Here is a 19,897-nt window from a genome sequence, read left to right as displayed (position 1 = left end):
TAGAAAAAGCTTTATTTTAATTAGGGGGGATAATTTGAGTTTTTTAGAGCTGGCCACTCTAGGGATAGCGTTAGGAGCTGATGCTTTCTCAGTTTCGGTTGCGATAGGTACTAGACAGTTAAAGTTAGCGGTTATTATTAAGTTGAGCTTACTGATTGGACTTTTTCATATTTTAATGACCTTTTTAGGGATTAATCTAGGAAGATTACTATATAATTTTTTTGGGAATTATTACTTTGAAGAGACAATTGATCAGATCACAACAGTAATTGCTTCGGGATTATTGATGATCTTAGGGATGATTATGATTTATGAACAACTCAAAGAGGAAGAAAGCATAAATTATAATCTGAATTTATATGGTTGGACTCTAATAATCTTACCATTAAGTGTTAGCATGGATGCTTTATCAGTAGGTTTTAGTCTAGGAATGCTAGAAATTAATACTGTAATTACTTCGCTTACATTAGGAATTATTGCTGGGGTATTAGTGATTGTTGGTCTATTAGTTGGTAATAAAATTGGAAACCTTATAGCTAACAAAGCTGAAGTTTTAGGAGGAGTTGTATTAATTTTATTAGGAATTCATTTTTTGCTATCAATCAACTAAGGAGCTGAAAAGATGGGCTTTTATGAAATAATATTTATTGGAATTGCTCTAGGAATGGATGCTTTACCTTTAGGAATTGGAGTAGGAGTTGGAGGAGTAAATAAAGATCAAGCTTTAAAATTTAGCTTGCTAGTAGGAGCTTTACATATTATATTACCGTTATTTGGTCTCTACATTGGTGGATTAGTGGGTGGTTATTTAGGAGAGGTTGCTGATTACATAGGAGCAGTAGTCTTGATTTTATTAGGAGCTCATATGATCTATGAAGAATTAAAGGAAGAGCAACTTGAGATTAAACTAGAAGGAAGTGGTTTTTTTCTACTACCACTGAGTGTCAGCTTAGATGCTTTGACAGTAGGTTTTAGCTTAGGGGCATTAGGGGTGGAGATCTATCAGATGGTAATTTATTTTGGGGCAGTTGCTTTAGCAATGACGATGATAGGTTTGACCCTTGGTGATCGCTTAGGATCTGTAATTAAAAGAGCTGGTTTAATAGGAGGAGCTATTTTGATAGGATTTGGAGTTAAGATGATGATCTTTTAAGAGGAGGTGATTATAATTAGCAAGAAGGTTCTGTTTGTTTGTACTGGCAATACTTGTAGAAGCAGTATGGCAGAGGTTCTTTTTCAAGATTTACTTGAGAAGAATAATCTGGATAATTATGATGTTGAATCAGCAGGGATAGCTGCTGTGGATGGGAAAAGTGCTGCTAGGCAAGCAATAGAAGTTATGAAAGAAGAAGATCTTGATTTAACTACTCATCAAACCAGCTACTTGACTGTTGATTTGATAACTGAAGCTGATTTGATTTTGACAATGACTCAGCGGCATAAACTATCTATTTTAGATGCTTATCCTCAAGTTGAAGATAAAATATATACGTTAAAAGAGTATGCTGCTACAGATAATAAGGGTTTAGATATTTCTGATCCATTTGGACAACCTTTATCTGTTTATAAAGAATGTGCAGAGGAGATAAAAGAAGAACTCAAAAAAGTTATAAAAAAACTGGATTAAATGAAGGAGAAAGTCTGAAGCTAAAGAATCATTACTTAGGATACTAGCACGATTTTTGTTCTTATTAGTAATATTTAGTTATAATACATAATATAAAGAGATTTTAGGAGGTAAATATGAAAGTTGCATTAGGTAGTGATCATGGTGGTTATAATTTAAAGAGTAAGATTAAAGATTTATTAGATGAATTGGATATTGGCTATGATGATTTGGGAACTGATTCATGTGATTCAGTAGATTATCCTGACTTTGCTAAAGAAGTGGCTACTGCAGTTGGAGAAGAGGAATATGAGCGAGGGATTTTAGTTTGTGGAACAGGAATTGGAATGTCAATAGCTGCAAATAAGGTTAATGGAGTTAGGGCGGCTTTATGTCATGATGTATTTTCAGCTAAAGCAACCAGGCAACATAATAACTCAAATGTATTGACTTTAGGGGAAAGAGTAGTTGGCAGTGAATTGGCTTTAGAAATTGTAAAAACATGGTTAACGACTGAATTTGATGGTGGACGACACCAACGTAGAATTGATAAAATTACTGAGTTAGAAGGTTAGAAAGGAGTAATATAATGAAGAATTTGGAGCAAGTAGATTCTAAGGTAGCAGAACTTATGACACAGGAGAAAAAAAGACAGCATGATAACCTAGAAATGATTGCGTCAGAAAATTTTGTTAGTGAGGCTGTTTTGGAGGCAATGGGTAGTGTTTTAACTAATAAATATGCTGAAGGATATCCAGAAAAGAGATACTATGGTGGTTGTGGATATGTAGATCAAATTGAAGAGATAGCAAGAGAGAGGGCCAAAGAATTATTTGGAGCAGAACGTGTTAATGTTCAACCTCATTCTGGATCTCAAGCTAATGCCGCAGTTTATTTTGCTTTATTGGATAAAGGGGATAAGGTTTTGGGGATGGATTTGACCCATGGTGGTCATTTGACTCATGGTAGTCCGGTCAATTTATCAGGGACTTATTATGATTTTATATCTTATGGAGTAGATGCTGATACAGAATTAATTGATTATCAGCAGTTAAGAGAACTAGCCAAAAAGGAAAAGCCAAAATTAATTGTAGCAGGAGCAAGTTCTTATCCACGAGAGATTGACTTTAAAAAGATGAGAGATATAGCAGATGAGATAGATGCTTACTTTATGGTAGATATGGCTCATATCGCGGGATTAATAGTTGCTGGCTTACATCAAAATCCGGTTAGATATGCTGATGTAGTAACTACAACAACTCATAAGACTTTACGAGGGCCAAGAGGAGGAATGATCTTATCTACAGCTGAGTTGGGTAAGAAGATTGATCAAGCAATCTTTCCTGGTATTCAAGGTGGGCCATTGATGCATATTATAGCTGCTAAAGCAGTTTCTTTCAAAGAAGCACTAACAGATGATTTTAAAGAATACCAACAGCAAGTTGTTAATAACGCTAAAGCTTTAGCTAGCGAAATTAGCAAAGAATTTCGATTGGTTTCTGGAGGTACAGATAATCATTTACTATTAGTTGATGTAATTAGTAGTGGTTTAACAGGGAAGGAAGCAGAAGAAGCTTTAGATGAGGTAGGAATTACTGTTAATAAGAATACAATTCCTTTTGAAGAAGAAAGTCCAACTGTTACTAGTGGGATTAGATTGGGAACACCTGCTTTGACCACTCGAGGAATGAAAGAGGAAGAAATGAAGGAGATTGGAAGTTTAATTAATAAATTACTATTAAATATAAAAGATCAAGATGTAAAGGAAGAAGTTAGGGAAAAGGTTAAAGAACTAGTTAAAAGTTATCCACTACATAAAGAATAGCATTTACTAATGAATTCAAGGAGGTAAATTAAATGAGTGAAGTACATGTAATTGATCATCCATTGATTCAACATAAATTAACCCATTTAAGAAAAGAAGAGACTGGAGCTAAAGAATTTAGAGAATTAACTGATGAAATTGCTACTTTAATGGCCTATGAGGTTACTAGAGATTTACCTTTACAAGAAATTGAAATTAAGACTCCTGTTACAGAAACAACAGCACAAGTGATTGCAGGTAAGAAGTTAGCTGTAGTACCTATTTTGCGGGCAGGACTAGGGATGGTAGATGGAGTAGTAGATTTAATTCCAACTGCTAAAGTTGGTCATATTGGTCTGTATCGTGATCCAGATACTTTAGAACCTGTAGAGTATTATTGTAAGATGCCAACTGATATTGGAGCCCGGGAATTAATTGTTGTTGATCCAATGTTAGCAACTGGAGGTACAGCAGAAGCAGCTTTACAATTTGTTAAAGATAGAGGGGCCAAGAAGATTAGATTTATGTGTTTAGTAGCTGCTCCAGAGGGCATAGAAAAGTTACAGGCAGCTCATCCTGATATTGATATTTATACAGCTGCTGTTGATGAAAAGTTGAATGATCATGCTTATATTGAACCCGGCTTAGGTGATGCTGGTGATAGATTGTATGGAACCAAATAATCGTAAGCAGCGACCTTCTTGGGATCAATACTTTATGGAGATGACTCAAGTAGTAGCTAAACGTTCAACCTGTTTGCGAAGAAAAGTAGGGGCTTTGCTTGTAAAAGATAAAAGAGTCTTAGCTACAGGTTATAATGGAGCCCCTAGTGGCTTACAACATTGTCAAGAAGTTGGTTGTTTACGTGACCAAGAAGAAGTTCCATCTGGAGAGAGGCATGAGCTATGTAGAGGATTGCATGCTGAACAGAATGCTATTATTCAAGCTGCTTTACATGGGATTTCTATTGAAGGGGCAATTCTATATTGCACTCATCAACCCTGTATTCTTTGTACTAAGATGATTATTAATGCTGGAGTTGATAAGATCATCTTTAAGGGTGGGTATCCTGATTCATTAGCTTTAGAGATGATAGAAGAAGCAGAAATTGAGTTACAACAGTTTGAGTAATTGGATCTAATAAAAAGAGCTAAGAGCAGTTTAAGTAAATTGCTCTTAGCTCTTTTTTATTGTTTAAGAAATTATCTTTTTAGAGGTTGTGGATGATATTTGTTAGTTTTACTTAAACTCAATCTTAGACTTAAGCTGAGTTGCCAGAGGCAACTTTCTTATTTATCTTAACCTTTTTCCAATTGTATTTAATGAAGCAGATGAACCTAGGAGTCCTAATCCATAGACGATAACTAAAGAGATCAAAAATAAGGTTGGACTACCAATTAAATCGTAGATATTCTTGCCAATTAATAAGCTTGAAATAAAAACAAAAATTATTGCTCCATAGAAAGGATAAAAGGCTGCTGAAAAGATAATCTTATGTTTAGTAGTATAATCTCTAAATAGTAAAAAGGCTGTTAATTCTGTAGCTAAAGCTGTCATTACAATAGCTAGTCCCATAAAGATAGAGATTAAGCTCATGATCATAGCAAAGACAATACTGGTGACAGTAATTACCCCAACTTTTCTAATCTTTAAGATAGGGATAGTTATCATAAACCCTAAAAAAGCCCCCAAGATGATAAATCGATAACCTGGAAATAATAAAAAATTAGCAAGAGCATAAAATATAAAGCCAACAACAACCATCAGTGCTACTGTAATTGAAATTATAACCAGTTCTTTAGTTGAATAATCCATAACTTTACCCTCCACAACTCTACATTTATATTATTTATTATTCTCTTCACAAAAATTATTTTCCTCTTTTAAAATCTAAAATTGCTAAAGTAGATCTTTTTAATCAATTGAATAATCTATAGTCTTGATAGCTATACTAATCATGTATTTCCAGTTAATCTAGAAGATTTAAAACAAGAGGTGAAAAAATGGATAATGAAAACAATGTAAATAAATATAGTAAGGAAGAACAACTAAATGAATCTCGAGTCAATCATGATGATCAAAAATTGACTACTAATCAGGGAGTAGGTGTCTCTCATACTGATGACTCACTTAAAGCAGGTAATCGCGGGCCAACTCTGATGGAGGACTTTCATTTTAGAGAGAAGATGACCCATTTTGATCATGAGCGAATACCAGAGCGGGTTGTCCATGCTCGAGGATTTGGTGCTCATGGACATTTTCAACCTTATGAGTCGATGGCTGAGCTTACTAAAGCAAAGTTCTTACAGGATCCGTCAATTAAGACCCCAGTCTTTGTTAGATTTTCTACTGTGGTAGGTTCGAAAGGTTCAGCTGATACGGTACGTGATGTACGGGGATTTGCAACTAAATTTTATACAGAGGATGGAAACTATGATCTTGTAGCAAATAATATTCCCGTTTTTTTCATCCAAGATGCAATCAAGTTTCCAGATATTGTTCATTCAATCAAACCCGAACCACATAATGATATGCCCCAAGCTTCAGCAGCTCATGATACATTTTGGGACTTTGTTGTTAATACACCAGAGATAACCCATATGATTATGTGGCTGTTATCTGATCGGGCTATCCCTCGTAGCTATCGGATGATGGAGGGCTTTGGTGTCAATACCTTTAGATTTGTCAATGGAGAGGGTAAAGGGCGTTTTGTTAAGTTTCACTGGAAGCCTTTATTAGGTGTCCATTCTTTAGTCTGGGATGAAGCACAAAAACTAGCGGGTAAGGATCCTGACTACCATCGCCGTGATTTATGGGATGCCATCTCTAAGGGAGATTATCCAGAATACGAATTGGGCATACAGATTATAGAAGAGGAAGATGAGTTCAATTTTGATTTTGATGTTCTTGATCCTACTAAAATTTGGCCCGAAGAGATTGTTCCTGTTAAACCAATTGGTAAGATGACCTTAGATCGTAATGTCGATAACTTCTTTGCTGAGACAGAGCAGGTTGCTTTCCATCCTGCTAATGTAGTACCAGGCATTGACTTTACTAATGATCCTCTTTTACAAGGCAGACTCTTTTCTTATCTTGATACTCAACTTATTCGCTTAGGTGGCCCTAATTTCCATGAAATTCCGATCAATAGACCACTAGCTCCGATTCATAATAATCAACGTGAGGGTTATCACCGAATGACGATTGATCAAGGTGTTACTAGTTATTCACCTAATTCACTGCGAGGTAATGCACCACATCCTACCCCAGATACTGAACATGGATATGCTCATTATACCGAAAAGGTTGACGGCAAGAAAGTACGTGAACGTAGTGAGAGTTTTAATGATCATTACAGCCAAGCAAGCCTCTTTTGGAATAGTATGTCAAATGCTGAAAAAGAGCATATTATTGAAGCATTTCATTTTGAAGTGGGAGCAGTGATGGACAAACAGATTAAAGAACGCGTAGTAGAGATGTTTAATCATGTTGATGGAGAACTAGCCACTGAGATTGCTAAAGGAATAGGTGTAGCTCCCCCTCAAAACCCAGGTGGAACAGGTGTTACTGCTTCATCTCCAGCAGTAAGTCAGGAAAATACTAATCAAGTAGCAGCAACTAGAAAGGTTGCTATTTTACTGGAGGATGGATTTAATCACCACCAAGTAACACAAGTTATGGAAGCTCTAAAGAGTGCTGGTGTTCATAGTGAGATTATCAGTAAGAATTTAGGGATGCTTACAGGTGTAGATGGACAACAGTTAGAAGTGAATAAGAACTATGTTAATACCGGATCAATTATGTACGATGCAGTTTATATTCCTGGTGGGCGACAGAGTGTGGATAATCTATTACAACAAGGTGATGCTCTACATTTTGTCAATGAAGCATTTAAGCATGGGAAGACAATTGGAGCTACAAATGAAGGAGTCGATCTGCTTGTTATATCCCAAGTTGAAGGAATCGAGCTAGCAGCTCTAGATAGTCAAGCAGAGCTTGTTTCAAAGATGGGGATAGTAACTATCAGAAATGCAGGAGATATGGGAACTATTGAACAGGAAGGTTACTTCAGTCAACAATTTGTCAGTGCTATTGCTCAACATCGCCATTGGAAGCGAAAAAACAAAAAAGAAATGGTACCTGCTTAAAATTTTTTGAAGGGTCCAAATAATTTACTAAAAGTTTGGATCCTTTATTTCAACTCTGTACTAATAGTAATTATTAACAAGATTAAACAATTGACATTAGAGAAGAGATTACATAGAATTAGGAGTGGACATTAATTGTTTAATTAGAAAGGGTGAGAAGAATGTTCTTTTACCCACTATTAGTAGCAGGGATAATTAGTTTGATCTTAACTCCTCAGGTTAAAAAGTTAGCATTTAAAGTAGGAGCACTAGATTATCCTAATCAGAGACGGGTTAATAAGCAGCCTATACCTAATCTAGGAGGGCTTGCTATTTATGCTGGAGTAGTCTTTACTTTATTACTGTTAGGTTATAGTCGAGATTTTTTAGCTATTTTGGTCAGTGGGAGTTTAATATTTGGCTTAGGCATTCTAGATGACTTATACGAGTTATCTGCTTGGAATAAGTTAATAGGTCAAATTGTTATAGCATTAGTAGCAATATTTTTGGGCTTACAGATTCAATTTATTACTAATCCATGGGGTGGAGTGTATTATTTAGGATGGTTATCAATACCTTTAACTTTAATTTGGCTAGTGGGGATAACTAATACTATCAACTTAATAGATGGTTTAGATGGCTTAGCAGGTGGAATTACTGTAATTGCAGCTATAACTTTGGCTATTTTTGCTTATCAACAAGGGCAAGTTTTGACTGTGATTTTGACTTTGACTGTTATTGGCTCAACTTTGGGTTTTTTACGTTATAATTTCAATCCTGCTCAAATTTTTATGGGGGATACAGGTAGTATGTTTTTAGGATTTATGTTGGGGGTAATTTCAATTACTGGAGCTTTAAAAAGCGTAACAGCTTTAACCTTAATAGTATCAATTTTAGCTTTAGGGATTCCAATCTTTGATACCCTATTATCCATTATAAGAAGGAAGCTAGCTGGTCAACCTATCTTCCAAGCTGATAATAATCATTTTCATCATAAATTATTGGCTTTAGGTTTGAAACAATTTGAAGTTGTTTTAATTATTTATTTAATTAGTATTTTCTTAAGTATGATTGCCATTGGAGTAAGTTTAGCTACTATTGAAGAAGCTCTATTTTTATTAGGGAGTGCTATATTATTTTTAATTATAGGTAGTCTTGATTTTAAAAAATTAAATTCTGAATTAAATTTAGGAAATTAATCTTATAATTGATTTTTATTGGATATTAGATGCCAGATATTACAAAATAGAATGCTTAAAATCTGGTATCTAATAATTACAAATGAGAAGATCTAAAAACAGATTGTAATTGTGCGAATCTTTTGAATAGAAGAACATCTATCGACTTAGATTTTAAGGGGAAAAGATGTTGCTTTCTTACTGGAAATTAACTTTACAAAATTACTAATTTATAGTATAATGATAGAGGAATTAGGAGAGATTACTCAAGTGTAATTGAGCAGTTCTTTTTGTTATATGCATAACTAAAATTGAATTGTATAAACTAGAAATTAATGATTTTATGAATTAGTTTTAGTTGCACATAAAATACAAGCAATTTTTAAATTAAAAGCTAGACCTTAGGAGAGTTATAATGAAAAATGAATTAGGGGTTTTAAAAGCACTATCATTATTATCACAAGTAGGAATTGCTATTTTAATTCCGATAATAATTGGTATGTTGTTAGGTAATAAATTAGATGACTGGTTAGGAACAGGAGCTTTGTTTTTGGCTGTTTTTGTTGTGCTGGGAGTTATAGTTGGTTTTAGAAATGCTTATAAATTACTTATGTCTCAGCAAGATTAGGAAGTGATTATATGAAAGCAATACAAGAGACAAAACTATTTATTTTAAAGTGGACAGCCTTGTTGGATTTTTGTATATTATTGTTGTTATTTGTGTTATCTAGTCATGAGATTGTTTTTGGCTTTTTTGTTGGCTCAGTAATGAGTCTGATTAATTTTCAATTATTATCAATGTCTTTACAAAAAGCAGTTGAATTCAGTCCGATTAAAGCTGGGATTTATGTTTTTGTTCAATATATAATAAGGTACATGTTGTGGTTTGCTGTTTTTTACATAGCTTTACAACGTAATGATGTCAACTTATTAACTACGGTAATTGGGACGCTAACAGTAAAACTAGTTGTTCTAACAAGTAATGCTCTAAATTACTGGACAACCAATCAAAAATATTCTGAATTTTAAGGAAAGGAGGGAAAATGAATGGAATTTGCCCCAGTAGAATTGTTTTATTTACCCAATAATGCGGTAACTAGGTTATTTAATATTGCTGGTGCTCCAGTGAAGTCTACTGTAACTACTACTTGGCTTATCATGGCAGCATTAGTTTTGATTTCTTGGCTAGCTACTAAGGATCTGAAAAAGGAACCTGAGCCAGGTAGTCTACAAAATATAATGGGGGCGTATGTAGAAGCGATTGCTAATTTAGTAGAGACTACAATGGAATCCAAGAATAAGGCTTTTGTTTCCTATATTGGAACATTGACTATTTATTTAGTAGTTGCCAATTTAGTTGGAATTATTCCGGGAAGGGATCTCTTTAACCTTTATACTCCTACAGCTGATTTAAATACTACATTAGCTTTAGCATTTATTACTGCTATTAATGTACATTTTCTTGGAGTTAAAACCAAAGGAATTGGTGCTTACTTAAAAGGCTATTTTGAACCAATGCCACTGCTCTTCCCAATAAATGTTATTGGTGCATTTGCTGATCCTATATCATTAGCTTTTCGTTTATTTGGTAATATGATGGGAAGTGTAGTAATTATGGCTTTGTTGTTTGGAGTGGTCCCATTGGTAGTTCCAGGAATAGCTACTATTTATTTTGATGTCTTTGCAGGAGTCTTACAGGCGTTCATCTTCTCAATGTTAACTATGACTTATATTTCCATGGAAGTAGAGTAATCTATCTAAGTTTAGCTAAATTAAGAATGACTATTGAAGTGATTATGTTATTTTATTTGTAAAGTATTAAATTAGTCAAGATTAGCTTTTAGATTTTAGTATAATGGTGATTAGTAGAGTTACTAGAGATTCAAGGTTTTTCAATTTAGGTATTCTAATTTACAAATATATATAGAATAAATTAATAATTTTAAGGGGGAAATGAATAATGAGTGATCAAGCATTAGTGTTAGCCGCATCTGCAATTGGAGCAGGCTTGGCAATGATAGCTGGTATTGGAGCAGGAATTGGTCAGGGATTTGCTGCAGGTAAAGGTGCTGAAGCAGTAGGTAAACAACCAGAAGCGCAAGGTGTTATTACTAGAACTATGTTATTAGGGGCTGCAGTTGCTGAGACAACTGGTATTTATGGTTTAGTAGTTGCTTTAATTTTATTATTTGCTAATCCTCTTCTTGGTTTATTGGGATAAGAAATTATTTTACTTACTAATTGAAGATGGGTAATGGGTGACATTATTCATCTTCTATTCTAATTCTTTTATTTGGTGGTGTAGTTTTGAAAGGAGGGAATCATAGGTGATTAGTATTGATATAACGTTTTTGTTTCAACTATTCAATTTTGTAGTTTTATTTTTACTTTTACGTCACTTTTTGTTTGAGCCGATGAGTAATTTTATGGAAGAGCGAGCACAAAGCATATCCAATAAAATTGATAGTGCTGAGCAGAAGCAACAGGCTGCTCAAGAAATAAAGGAAGAATATCAACAAAAACTTAAAGAAGCTAAGATAGAAGCTCAAAATATAATTGAAGATAGTTCTCGTCGAGCTGAAAGAGTTAAAGAAGATATAATCATTGAAGCTAAGGAAGAAGCTAATCGTAAGATTAAAAAAGCTGAAGAAGAGATCAAAAGAAGTAAACAACAAGCTGTTGAGGATCTAAAGGATGAGGTAGCTACTATTTCAATTCAAATAGCTAAAGAACTGATTGAACAATCTATTGATGACCAAATGCAAGAAGAAACAATCAGTAATTATATTGAACAGTTAGATGAAGAGAAATTGGGTGACCTGAAATGTTAAAGAATAAGGTTGCTGAAAAATATGCTCAGGCTTTATTTGAATTAGCAGTTGAAGAGGAAACTCTAGATAAAACTCAGCAAGAGTTTTCAGAAGTAATAAGAATGGTCAATGAAGTCGAAGAGTTAAAGCAGGTATTAGAGCATCCTAAATTGGCTGTTAAACAAAAAAGAGAGTTGTTTGATAATGTTTTTTCAGATGAGATATCTGAGATGTTACTTAACTTTATCAAATTGCTTTTTGATAAGCGAAGAGAGATTTATTTAGAAGATGTTTATCAGCAGTTTGAAGGTTTAATAAGTGCTCAAAGGAATAAAATAGAAGTAGCTGTAAAGGCACCAATTGAATTGTCTGAAAAGAATAAGAACTCTCTTAAGGGTAAGTTAGAGAAGTTTACTGGAAAAGAAGTTGATTTGGATATAGAGATTCAGCCTGATCTATTAGGTGGTTTAATAGTGAAGATTGGTGACAAAGTAATTGATGGAAGTTTATCAAATCAATTAAATAAGATGAAAAAGAATTTAAATAATTTAGAAGTAAGTAAGTTAGGGGTGAGATAGAATGAATCTTAGAGCAGAAGAGATCAGTTCTATTATTAAAGAGCAGATAAAAAATTATAATGTTGAGTTAGAGACTAAAGGAGTAGGAACTGTCCTTAGTGTTGGTGATGGAATTTCTAGAATTCATGGATTAGAAGATGCAATGGCAGGTGAATTACTAGAATTTGATAGTGGCGTTTATGGAATGGTATTGAACTTAGAAGAAGATAGTATTGGTTGTGTGGTTTTAGGTGATGAGTCTAAAATTGAAGAGGGAGATGCTGTACATAGAACCCAAAGAATTGTTGAGGTTCCTGTAGGGGATGAGCTAAAGGGGAGAGTTGTAAGTGCTTTAGGTCAGCCTATTGATGGAAAAGGCCCAATCAATACTGATAAGACTCGACCTGTTGAATCTGATGCACCTGGAATTGTTGAACGACAGCCAGTAGAACAACCATTGCAAACAGGGATTAAATCTATTGACTCTATGGTGCCAATTGGAAAAGGACAGCGTGAGTTGATTATTGGTGATAGACAGACAGGTAAAACTGCTGTAGGTATTGATACAATAGTTAACCAAAAAGGTAAAGATGTAAAGTGTATTTATGTAGCTGTTGGTCAGAAGTCATCTACTGTTGCTCAAATAGTAGATAAGTTAGAGCAAACTGGAGCAATGGAGTATACAACTGTTGTTTCTGCCTCTGCTAGTGATCCAGCTCCTTTACAATACCTAGCACCTTATGCAGGTTGTGCTATCGGAGAGGCATTCATGCATGATGGTGAAGATGTATTAGTAGTTTATGATGATCTATCTAAGCACGCTGTTGCTTATCGTGAAATGTCTTTATTATTGAGAAGACCACCTGGACGAGAAGCTTATCCTGGTGATGTATTCTATTTACACTCTCGTTTATTAGAACGAGCTGCTAAATTAAGTGATGAATTGGGAGCTGGTTCTTTGACAGCTTTACCAATTATTGAGACACAAGCTGGTGATATCTCGGCTTATATTCCGACAAATGTAATTTCAATCACTGATGGGCAGATCTTTTTAGAAAGTGAATTATTCTACTCAGGAGTTAGACCAGCGATCAATGTTGGTTTATCTGTATCACGAGTTGGTGGAAATGCCCAAGTTAGTGCAATGAAGGATGTTGCAGGAACATTAAAACTTGATATGTCTCAGTATCGTGAGTTAGAAGCATTTGCTCAATTTGGTTCTGATTTAGATGAATCTACTCAACAAAAGCTTGCTCGTGGAGAAAGAATTGTTGAGGTATTAAAACAGGATGAAACTAGTCCATATGAAGTAGAAGACCAAGTAGTTATTATTTATGCTGTAACGAATGGTCACTTAGATGATATTCCTGTAGAAGATATTGAGGAATTTGAGGATCAGTTTATCAGTTTTGTTCAAAATAGCCATCCAGAAATTGGAGAGGCGATTGCTGAAACTGGAGAGTTAGAAGAAGAGACAGAAGAAAAATTAAAAGCTGCTATTGAGGAGTTTAAAGGAGACTTTGTAACTAGTGAACAGAAAGAAACAGCTTAATTAAAGTTAAATGTCTGGGGAAGAAAGTGGGGTGAGTTAGATGAAAAGTATGCGAGATATTAAGCGGCAGATAGCTAGTGTTGAGAATACTAAAAAGATTACTAAAGCAATGAAACTAGTTGCTGCTGCTAAATTAAGAAGGTTACAGGAGCGGGCTGAAAATGCCAAGCCCTTTTTTGAAAAGACACGTAAGACTTTAGCTAATGTTACTGCTAAGATAGATAATAGATTGCATCCTTTGTTAGAAGAACGTGATGTAAAGAAAGTTGGTTACTTTTTGATTACTGGAGATCGAGGATTAGCTGGCCCATACAATAATCGAGTTATTAAAGAGGTTGAAACTAGTATTGAGGCTGATCAGAAAGAAAATAATTTGATTACTGTAGGTAAAAAGGGAAGAGATTATTTTAAAAGGCAAGATGTTGAAATAATTTCTGAATATCTTGAACTAGAAGATAGTCCTACTTTTCATAATGCAGCTAATTTTGCTCAGGAGGTAGTTGAGCTATATCAAGAAGAAATCTTTGATGAAATTTATTTAGTTTATACTGATTTTAAAAGTGTAATTAACCAAGAGGTAAAAAAGATTAAGTTATTACCTGTTGACCCAGACGATATGGAACCTGAAAATCCTGATACTAGGTATTTATATGAGCCGTCACCTGAAGAAGTATTATCAGTTGTATTACCTCAATATATCAAAAATATTATTTTTGGTGCATTGTTACAATCTAAAGCTAGTGAATTTGCTTCACGGATGACAGCTATGGATTCTGCAACTGATAATGCTGAAGAGATGATTGAGGAATTAACTTTATCTTATAATAGAGCACGCCAAGCTGCAATCACACAGGAGCTTTCTGAGATTGTTGGTGGGGCTGAAGCATTAGAATAGGAGTTAGAGGGGGTATTATGATGAGTCAAAATGCTACTACAGACCAAAATATTGGGAAAGTCGTCCAAGTTATTGGTCCAGTAGTTGAAGTTGAATTTGACAGTGGCAAGCTACCAGAAATTAATGGTGCAGTAAAGATTATAGATGAGGCAAATGAACGTGAAATTGTAATTGAAGTTATGCAGCAGATAGGTGATAACAGAGTCAAAGGTGTAGCTATGACATCTACTGATGGTTTAGTTAGAGGAATGGATGCTCTAGATTTAGATGGACCAATCTCTGTTCCAACCGGTGAAGAATGTCTAGGAAGAATATTTAATGTATTAGGTGAACCGGTTGATCAAGGAGGAGAGGTAGAGACTGAAACTTATTCTCCAATCCATAGAGACGCACCGGCTTATGAAGAACAAGATACATCTACTGAGATCTTTGAAACAGGAATTAAGGTAGTTGATTTATTAGCTCCTTATGCCCGTGGTGGTAAAGTAGGTCTATTTGGAGGAGCAGGTGTAGGTAAGACAGTATTGATTATGGAGTTAATCAATAATATAGCGACAGAACATGGTGGTTACTCAGTATTCTCTGGTGTAGGTGAGCGTACTAGAGAGGGTAATGACTTATGGTTAGAAATGAAAGAGTCAGGAGTACTAGATAAAGTTGCTTTAGTTTATGGACAGATGAATGAACCACCTGGAGCTAGAATGAGAGTAGGATTAACAGGATTGACAATGGCCGAATACTTCCGTGATGAAGCAGGGCAAGACGTACTATTATTTATTGATAATATCTTCCGATTTATTCAGGCAGGTTCTGAGGTTTCTGCTTTATTAGGAAGAATGCCTTCAGCGGTAGGTTATCAGCCAACTTTAGCTACAGATGTAGGAGAATTGCAGGAAAGAATTACATCAACTAAAGAGGGATCGATTACATCTGTACAGGCAGTTTATGTACCAGCAGATGACTTGACTGACCCTGCTCCAGCGACGACTTTTGCTCACTTAGATGCAACGACTGTATTATCAAGACCGATTGCAGAGAAAGGTATCTATCCTGCAGTAGATCCACTAGATTCTACTTCACGAATTTTGGATCCAAATATTGTAGGAGATGAGCATTATCAAGTAGCACGTCAAGTCCAAGAGATTTTACAACGTTATAAAGATTTACAAGATATCATTGCTATTTTAGGTATGGATGAATTATCAGAGGACGATAAATTAGCTGTAGAACGAGCAAGAAAGATTGAACGTTTCTTATCCCAGCCTTTCTTTGTAGCAGAACAGTTTACTGGAATGCCTGGTAAATATGTATCTGTAGATGAGACGGTTCGTGGATTTAAAGAAATCTTAGAAGGAAAGCATGATGATTTACCTGAAGAAGCGTTCCTATATGTAGGAACAATCGATGAAGCAGTGGAGAAAGCAGAAAAGTCAAAAGGACGTGAATAATCATGTCTAAAATGAAATTAAACATTGTCACTCCGGAAGAAGTTGTTTATGATGATGATATAGAGATGGTTATTGTAAGAACTATTGACGGAGATAGAGGAATTATGCCACGGCATGCTCCTTTAATTACTGGATTAGATATTGGAACGATTAGAATTAAAGCAAATAATGAGGAGCATGTATTAGCTGCAACTAAAGGATATATGGAAGTCCAACCAGAAGAGACTACTATTTTAGTTGATTCAGCTGAATTTGCTAAGGAGATTGATGTAGAACGGGCCAAAGCTGCTAAAAAAAGAGCTGAAGAGAGGCTTAATTCTCCAAAGGATAATATTAACGAAAAAAGAGCTGAACTGGCTTTGCAAAGAGCACTAAATAGATTAAAAGCTAGTAAAGGTAGAAATTTTGAGTAAGAGATAATATCTCTTGCTCTTTTTTTTTATGGATAAAAAGGAATTGGGTCAAGATGTTATTGTCTTTATAATATAGATATTAGTGAAAAGTAAATTTGTATTACAATAAAGCTTAGCTTTAGTAATTGGTAATTAGTGATTCGTGATTGGTAAAATTAAAGTCAAAATCTTTTGACACAGCGCCCTGAAGAAAACGTTTTTTTGTTTTCTGAGGAAGTACTCTTGGGGGGACTAAGGTTTAGCTAAGTTCTGATTAAAACCAATTAAAATTTATTTTATGACCTTGAAATTGTCTTGTGTTAGTCGAATTTTAATCCGAATTTAGTCTGCTTCTAACAAGGGTTTGATTGTATGTTTTTAGAGGTTTGAATTTACTAATTACTAGTTACCAGTTACTAATGACTGTGTCACGAAGTGACACTTAATATCAAAGCAGCTTTGATTATAAAAAAATATAGCTTCGAAATAATATAATATTTTATTGTGGTCAATACTAACCTAGAGGTGATAAAATATGAGTAAAGAGAAAGATTTACAGCAAGAAGCAATTAAAGGTCAACAAGGAAAAAGCGAATTAGAAAGAAAAGTAGGAGCAGAAGCTCATGGTGGTCTTGAACTAAAGAAGGAGGAGCGAAATCAATATTTAGGTCAATTCAAAGAGCGAGTCTTAAAAGCTTTAACTTTCGCTCAGGTAGAGGAAGAAGGGATCTATCCTGAAATTATAAGCAGTATCAAGGATCCAGAAGCTAAAAAGTTGATTATCGATAGTCGAGTTTCTTCTTCAGCAGCTAAAGAATATGTTGAAATTGCTAGAGAGAATGATCTATCCTTTAAAAAAGTTAATTCCCCTGAATTCAAAGGAGAGGTTGGGCTAGTGGTAGTCAGTGATCAAGCTGTTAATAAAGAAGATATTCATGTCGAGAATCGCAAGAAAAAATTGAAGGAAAAAGGGATTCCAGAAGAATTAATTAATGCTCAAGGGCAGGCAATCTGCAGTGAGTGTTATGAATTATTAGAAGAGCGTGCTCCAGAAGAATTACAAAATTATCAAAAGATAACATGGGTTGATAAATTAATTGGAAAAAATTGTCCCGGTGCTCATTGATTTAATTTAAGCTAGAAAGCAGGAATTTATGATTTGATCAAGAATAGTTTCAGTGGGCTATTTGATTATAAGGATAGGAGGAAATAATAATATGGAACACCTAGTAATAACTGGTGGTAATAAATTAAGTGGGGAAGTAAGCATTAGTGGAGCTAAAAATGCTGCTTTGCCAATTGTAACTGCAAGCTTAATGGGAGTTGGAAAAAGTACATTATATGGAATACCTAATTTGAGAGATATCAATAACTTAATTAAGATATTAGTGTCTTTAGGAGCAGAAGTTGATGTTGATTATGAGCAAAATAAATTACAGATTAATACTGATACCGTTAATCGATTAGAAGTTCCTTATTCTCTAGCCCGTAAGATGAGAGCATCTTATTATGCTTTAGGAGCTTTGTTGGCCCGTTATGGTGAAGTAGCAACTACTTTACCAGGAGGTTGTGAAATTGGTAGTCGACCAATTGATCTGCATTTGAAAGGATTTCGAGCTTTAGGAGCTGAAGTAAAGATTGAGCATGGTGTAGTAGAAGTAAAAGCTGATAAACTAGTAGGCAACAAGATCTATTTAGATTACCCGAGTGTAGGTGCTACAATGAATATAATTATGGCAGCAACTACAGCTGAAGGAAAAACAATTATTGAAAATGCAGCACGAGAACCGGAGATTATTGATTTAGCAAATTACTTGAATGTAATGGGGGCCAAGATCAAAGGAGCTGGAACTGATATAATTCGGATTACAGGGGTGGAACAATTAATTGGTAGCGAATATACTATTATTCCAGATCGAATTGAATCAGGCACCTATATGATGGCGGCTGCAATTACAGGAAGCGAATTATATATAGATAATGTTTTGGTAGAGCATATTAAACCTTTAATTGCTAAATTAAAAGAGATGGGGGTTAAGATAGAAGAAGATGTCAGTGGAGTTAGGGTAATTAGTACTGGCAAGTTGAAATCTGCAGATGTTAAGACATTACCATATCCTGGATTCCCTACTGATATGCAATCTCAATTCATGGCTTTATTGACCCAAGCTGAAGGAAATAGTGTGTTAGTGGAAACGGTATTTGAAAATCGCTTTGGCCATGTTGATGAATTAAGAAGAATGGGAGCAGATATTAGGATAGATGGTAGGGCTGCTATGATTAGAAAATCTAACTTAAGTGGAGCTGAAGTAAAAGCTACAGACTTAAGAGCTGGTGCAGCTTTGATTTTAGCTGCTTTAGCAGCAGAAGGTAAGACAAAAATAACAGATATATATCATATTGAACGTGGCTATGAAGATGTAACAGAAAAATTGAAAAAGATTGGTGTCAATATCAAACGGGTAAGTACCTCTGAATAAGGGGTGCTTTTTTTATTATCTGACATATCTAAATTTAAGAAACATAAAAATTAATAAATTGATTTATTAGGGGGGAGAAATGTTAATAAGGCATTACTTAGTTTAATTATATTTTTACTAGTATTGATAATTATAATCCCTGCTTTAATAATAAATTTATCTAATCGCTTTAGTGTTCAATCGATTGAAGTTGAAGTTTATGATAATGTTAATGATCAAATACTACTTTTAGAACTGGAAGAGTACTTAAAAGGGGTTGTAGCAGCAGAAATGCCAGCTAATTTTGAATTTGAAGCCTTGAAAGCTCAAGCAGTTGCTGCTAGAACTTATGCCCTTAAAAATCTAGAAGAAGGTCAACAATTAACGACTGATAGTACTATAGATCAAGCTTGGGTTTCCAAAGCAGAGTTAATAGATAGATGGGGAAGTCTAAATTATTTGCTGTATTGGGCAAAAATTTCAGCAGCAGTAGAAGAAACTGAAGGGTTGATAATAAAATATCAAGGGGAGCTAATTACTGCTGCTTATCACTCTACTAGTGGGGATTATACAGAAGCAGCAGTTAATGTGTGGGGTAGTAATCTACCCTATTTACAGTCGGTAGCTAGTGAATATGAAGAAGAATCGCCTTACTATCAATATCAACAATTTTTTTCAATTGAAGAATTCAATCGTAAGTTAGGGATAAATAGTAACTTTGCCCAACAGATTGAGATACTTGAACGAAGTGCAAGTGGTCGAGTTTTAAAGTTAAAAATTGGTGATCATTTATTTTCAGGACGAGAGTTTAGGGAACAACTAGGTATTAGATCAACGAACTTTTTTATTGAACAAGATGATGAACAAGTTAGAATCATCACTTCTGGTTATGGGCATGGAGTAGGGATGAGTCAGTATGGAGCAGATGGTATGGCTGCTAATGGTTATGACTTTAGAGAAATTTTAGAACACTATTATCCTGATACTGAATTGAGATATTATTAGAAGTAGTAACCACCCAGCTAAAAGTAAATTGATGGAAACAAGATGTATAAAATAATCATTTCTG

The 19,897-nt window shown here is 34.7% G+C and carries 23 protein-coding genes; 22 read left to right on the top strand and 1 reads right to left on the bottom strand.

Features of this window, described 5'->3' with window-relative positions; all coding sequences use genetic code 11:
* Positions 1 to 34: 34 nt before the first annotated feature.
* The 7 genes from MWH28_RS03390 (at position 35) to MWH28_RS03360 (ending at position 4,541) form a co-directional block, all read left to right on the top strand.
* A complete protein-coding gene (locus MWH28_RS03390; protein WP_248617872.1) occupies positions 35 to 610 on the top strand; it encodes a manganese efflux pump MntP in 576 nt (191 codons plus the stop codon).
* Between the two features lie 12 nt (positions 611 to 622).
* Positions 623 to 1,153, top strand: a complete 531-nt coding sequence (locus MWH28_RS03385) for a manganese efflux pump MntP (protein WP_248617871.1) — start codon at positions 623 to 625, stop codon at positions 1,151 to 1,153.
* A 6-nt stretch (positions 1,154 to 1,159) separates the two neighbouring features.
* Complete coding sequence (locus MWH28_RS03380) at positions 1,160 to 1,627, top strand: low molecular weight protein arginine phosphatase (RefSeq protein WP_248617870.1); 468 nt, start codon at positions 1,160 to 1,162, stop codon at positions 1,625 to 1,627.
* A 116-nt stretch (positions 1,628 to 1,743) separates the two neighbouring features.
* The gene (rpiB, locus tag MWH28_RS03375) at positions 1,744 to 2,181 is read left to right on the top strand and encodes a ribose 5-phosphate isomerase B (protein ID WP_248617869.1); all 438 of its coding nucleotides are present in this window, start codon (positions 1,744 to 1,746) and stop codon (positions 2,179 to 2,181) included.
* A gap of 14 nt (positions 2,182 to 2,195) precedes the next feature.
* Complete coding sequence (locus tag MWH28_RS03370; RefSeq protein WP_248617868.1) at positions 2,196 to 3,431, top strand: serine hydroxymethyltransferase; 1,236 nt, start codon at positions 2,196 to 2,198, stop codon at positions 3,429 to 3,431.
* 32 nt (positions 3,432 to 3,463) lie between these two features.
* Positions 3,464 to 4,093, top strand: coding sequence for a uracil phosphoribosyltransferase (gene upp / locus MWH28_RS03365; protein WP_248617867.1), 630 nt, complete (start codon positions 3,464 to 3,466; stop codon positions 4,091 to 4,093).
* A complete protein-coding gene (locus MWH28_RS03360) occupies positions 4,080 to 4,541 on the top strand; it encodes a deoxycytidylate deaminase (protein ID WP_248617866.1) in 462 nt (153 codons plus the stop codon). The genes upp and MWH28_RS03360 overlap by 14 nt, the downstream gene beginning before the upstream one ends.
* 162 nt (positions 4,542 to 4,703) lie before the next feature.
* Here the strand turns inward: MWH28_RS03360 and MWH28_RS03355 are convergent, their stop codons facing one another.
* Complete coding sequence (locus tag MWH28_RS03355; protein WP_248617865.1) at positions 4,704 to 5,225, bottom strand: hypothetical protein; 522 nt, start codon at positions 5,223 to 5,225, stop codon at positions 4,704 to 4,706.
* Between the two features lie 188 nt (positions 5,226 to 5,413).
* On the opposite strand from MWH28_RS03355, the gene MWH28_RS03350 reads away from it, so the two are divergent.
* From MWH28_RS03350 to spoIID, 15 genes are all read left to right on the top strand, one after another.
* Positions 5,414 to 7,558: a catalase gene (locus MWH28_RS03350; RefSeq protein ID WP_248617864.1), complete on the top strand. Its 2,145-nt coding sequence runs from the start codon at positions 5,414 to 5,416 to the stop codon at positions 7,556 to 7,558.
* A gap of 161 nt (positions 7,559 to 7,719) precedes the next feature.
* Positions 7,720 to 8,736, top strand: a complete 1,017-nt coding sequence (locus MWH28_RS03345) for a glycosyltransferase family 4 protein (protein WP_248617863.1) — start codon at positions 7,720 to 7,722, stop codon at positions 8,734 to 8,736.
* A 394-nt stretch (positions 8,737 to 9,130) separates the two neighbouring features.
* A complete protein-coding gene (locus MWH28_RS03340; RefSeq protein WP_248617862.1) occupies positions 9,131 to 9,343 on the top strand; it encodes an AtpZ/AtpI family protein in 213 nt (70 codons plus the stop codon).
* Between the two features lie 11 nt (positions 9,344 to 9,354).
* Positions 9,355 to 9,744, top strand: a complete 390-nt coding sequence (locus tag MWH28_RS03335; protein ID WP_248617861.1) for an ATP synthase subunit I — start codon at positions 9,355 to 9,357, stop codon at positions 9,742 to 9,744.
* An 18-nt stretch (positions 9,745 to 9,762) separates the two neighbouring features.
* A complete protein-coding gene (atpB, locus tag MWH28_RS03330; protein WP_248617860.1) occupies positions 9,763 to 10,467 on the top strand; it encodes a F0F1 ATP synthase subunit A in 705 nt (234 codons plus the stop codon).
* A 208-nt stretch (positions 10,468 to 10,675) separates the two neighbouring features.
* Entirely contained in the window at positions 10,676 to 10,936 is a 261-nt protein-coding gene (gene atpE / locus MWH28_RS03325) for an ATP synthase F0 subunit C (protein WP_248617859.1), read from the top strand.
* A gap of 106 nt (positions 10,937 to 11,042) precedes the next feature.
* Positions 11,043 to 11,546, top strand: coding sequence for a F0F1 ATP synthase subunit B (atpF, locus tag MWH28_RS03320; protein WP_248617858.1), 504 nt, complete (start codon positions 11,043 to 11,045; stop codon positions 11,544 to 11,546).
* Positions 11,540 to 12,103, top strand: a complete 564-nt coding sequence (atpH, locus tag MWH28_RS03315) for an ATP synthase F1 subunit delta (protein ID WP_248617857.1) — start codon at positions 11,540 to 11,542, stop codon at positions 12,101 to 12,103. The genes atpF and atpH overlap by 7 nt, the downstream gene beginning before the upstream one ends.
* Before the next feature lies 1 nt (position 12,104).
* Complete coding sequence (gene atpA, locus MWH28_RS03310; protein ID WP_248617856.1) at positions 12,105 to 13,634, top strand: F0F1 ATP synthase subunit alpha; 1,530 nt, start codon at positions 12,105 to 12,107, stop codon at positions 13,632 to 13,634.
* Positions 13,635 to 13,674: 40 nt separating this feature from the next.
* Positions 13,675 to 14,529 (top strand): ATP synthase F1 subunit gamma, encoded by an 855-nt coding sequence (gene atpG, locus MWH28_RS03305; RefSeq protein WP_248617855.1) that lies wholly within the window; start codon positions 13,675 to 13,677, stop codon positions 14,527 to 14,529.
* Positions 14,530 to 14,549: 20 nt separating this feature from the next.
* Positions 14,550 to 15,977 (top strand): F0F1 ATP synthase subunit beta, encoded by a 1,428-nt coding sequence (atpD, locus tag MWH28_RS03300; protein ID WP_282580105.1) that lies wholly within the window; start codon positions 14,550 to 14,552, stop codon positions 15,975 to 15,977.
* A gap of 2 nt (positions 15,978 to 15,979) precedes the next feature.
* On the top strand, positions 15,980 to 16,390 hold the full coding sequence (locus MWH28_RS03295) for a F0F1 ATP synthase subunit epsilon (RefSeq protein ID WP_248617853.1): 411 nt from the start codon (positions 15,980 to 15,982) through the stop codon (positions 16,388 to 16,390).
* A gap of 514 nt (positions 16,391 to 16,904) precedes the next feature.
* A complete protein-coding gene (locus MWH28_RS03290; protein ID WP_248617852.1) occupies positions 16,905 to 17,495 on the top strand; it encodes a YueI family protein in 591 nt (196 codons plus the stop codon).
* 91 nt (positions 17,496 to 17,586) lie between these two features.
* Positions 17,587 to 18,849, top strand: coding sequence for a UDP-N-acetylglucosamine 1-carboxyvinyltransferase (murA, locus tag MWH28_RS03285; protein ID WP_248617851.1), 1,263 nt, complete (start codon positions 17,587 to 17,589; stop codon positions 18,847 to 18,849).
* A 123-nt stretch (positions 18,850 to 18,972) separates the two neighbouring features.
* On the top strand, positions 18,973 to 19,833 hold the full coding sequence (spoIID, locus tag MWH28_RS03280) for a stage II sporulation protein D (protein ID WP_248617850.1): 861 nt from the start codon (positions 18,973 to 18,975) through the stop codon (positions 19,831 to 19,833).
* The last annotated feature ends 64 nt before the right edge of the window (positions 19,834 to 19,897 follow it).

Origin of the sequence: Natroniella sulfidigena (assembly GCF_023223645.1) — a bacterium.
Classification (GTDB): domain Bacteria; phylum Bacillota; class Halanaerobiia; order Halobacteroidales; family Halobacteroidaceae; genus Natroniella; species Natroniella sulfidigena.
Note: the sequence above shows the minus strand (reverse complement) of the source record. Positions and strands in the feature narration are given on the sequence as shown.

What these genes read in the sequence shown, in the direction of transcription:
- MWH28_RS03385 (WP_248617871.1), top strand. Translation starts at nt 623, where the DNA reads ATGGGCTTTTATGAAATAATATTTATTGGAATTGCTCTAGGAATGGAT.
- rpiB (WP_248617869.1), top strand. Translation starts at nt 1,744, where the DNA reads ATGAAAGTTGCATTAGGTAGTGATCATGGTGGTTATAATTTAAAGAGT.
- MWH28_RS03370 (WP_248617868.1), top strand. Translation starts at nt 2,196, where the DNA reads ATGAAGAATTTGGAGCAAGTAGATTCTAAGGTAGCAGAACTTATGACA.
- upp (WP_248617867.1), top strand. Translation starts at nt 3,464, where the DNA reads ATGAGTGAAGTACATGTAATTGATCATCCATTGATTCAACATAAATTA.
- MWH28_RS03360 (WP_248617866.1), top strand. Translation starts at nt 4,080, where the DNA reads ATGGAACCAAATAATCGTAAGCAGCGACCTTCTTGGGATCAATACTTT.
- MWH28_RS03355 (WP_248617865.1), bottom strand. Translation starts at nt 5,225, where the DNA reads ATGGATTATTCAACTAAAGAACTGGTTATAATTTCAATTACAGTAGCA.
- MWH28_RS03350 (WP_248617864.1), top strand. Translation starts at nt 5,414, where the DNA reads ATGGATAATGAAAACAATGTAAATAAATATAGTAAGGAAGAACAACTA.
- MWH28_RS03345 (WP_248617863.1), top strand. Translation starts at nt 7,720, where the DNA reads ATGTTCTTTTACCCACTATTAGTAGCAGGGATAATTAGTTTGATCTTA.
- MWH28_RS03340 (WP_248617862.1), top strand. Translation starts at nt 9,131, where the DNA reads ATGAAAAATGAATTAGGGGTTTTAAAAGCACTATCATTATTATCACAA.
- MWH28_RS03335 (WP_248617861.1), top strand. Translation starts at nt 9,355, where the DNA reads ATGAAAGCAATACAAGAGACAAAACTATTTATTTTAAAGTGGACAGCC.
- atpB (WP_248617860.1), top strand. Translation starts at nt 9,763, where the DNA reads ATGGAATTTGCCCCAGTAGAATTGTTTTATTTACCCAATAATGCGGTA.
- atpE (WP_248617859.1), top strand. Translation starts at nt 10,676, where the DNA reads ATGAGTGATCAAGCATTAGTGTTAGCCGCATCTGCAATTGGAGCAGGC.
- atpH (WP_248617857.1), top strand. Translation starts at nt 11,540, where the DNA reads ATGTTAAAGAATAAGGTTGCTGAAAAATATGCTCAGGCTTTATTTGAA.
- atpA (WP_248617856.1), top strand. Translation starts at nt 12,105, where the DNA reads ATGAATCTTAGAGCAGAAGAGATCAGTTCTATTATTAAAGAGCAGATA.
- atpG (WP_248617855.1), top strand. Translation starts at nt 13,675, where the DNA reads ATGAAAAGTATGCGAGATATTAAGCGGCAGATAGCTAGTGTTGAGAAT.
- atpD (WP_282580105.1), top strand. Translation starts at nt 14,550, where the DNA reads ATGAGTCAAAATGCTACTACAGACCAAAATATTGGGAAAGTCGTCCAA.
- MWH28_RS03295 (WP_248617853.1), top strand. Translation starts at nt 15,980, where the DNA reads ATGTCTAAAATGAAATTAAACATTGTCACTCCGGAAGAAGTTGTTTAT.
- MWH28_RS03290 (WP_248617852.1), top strand. Translation starts at nt 16,905, where the DNA reads ATGAGTAAAGAGAAAGATTTACAGCAAGAAGCAATTAAAGGTCAACAA.
- murA (WP_248617851.1), top strand. Translation starts at nt 17,587, where the DNA reads ATGGAACACCTAGTAATAACTGGTGGTAATAAATTAAGTGGGGAAGTA.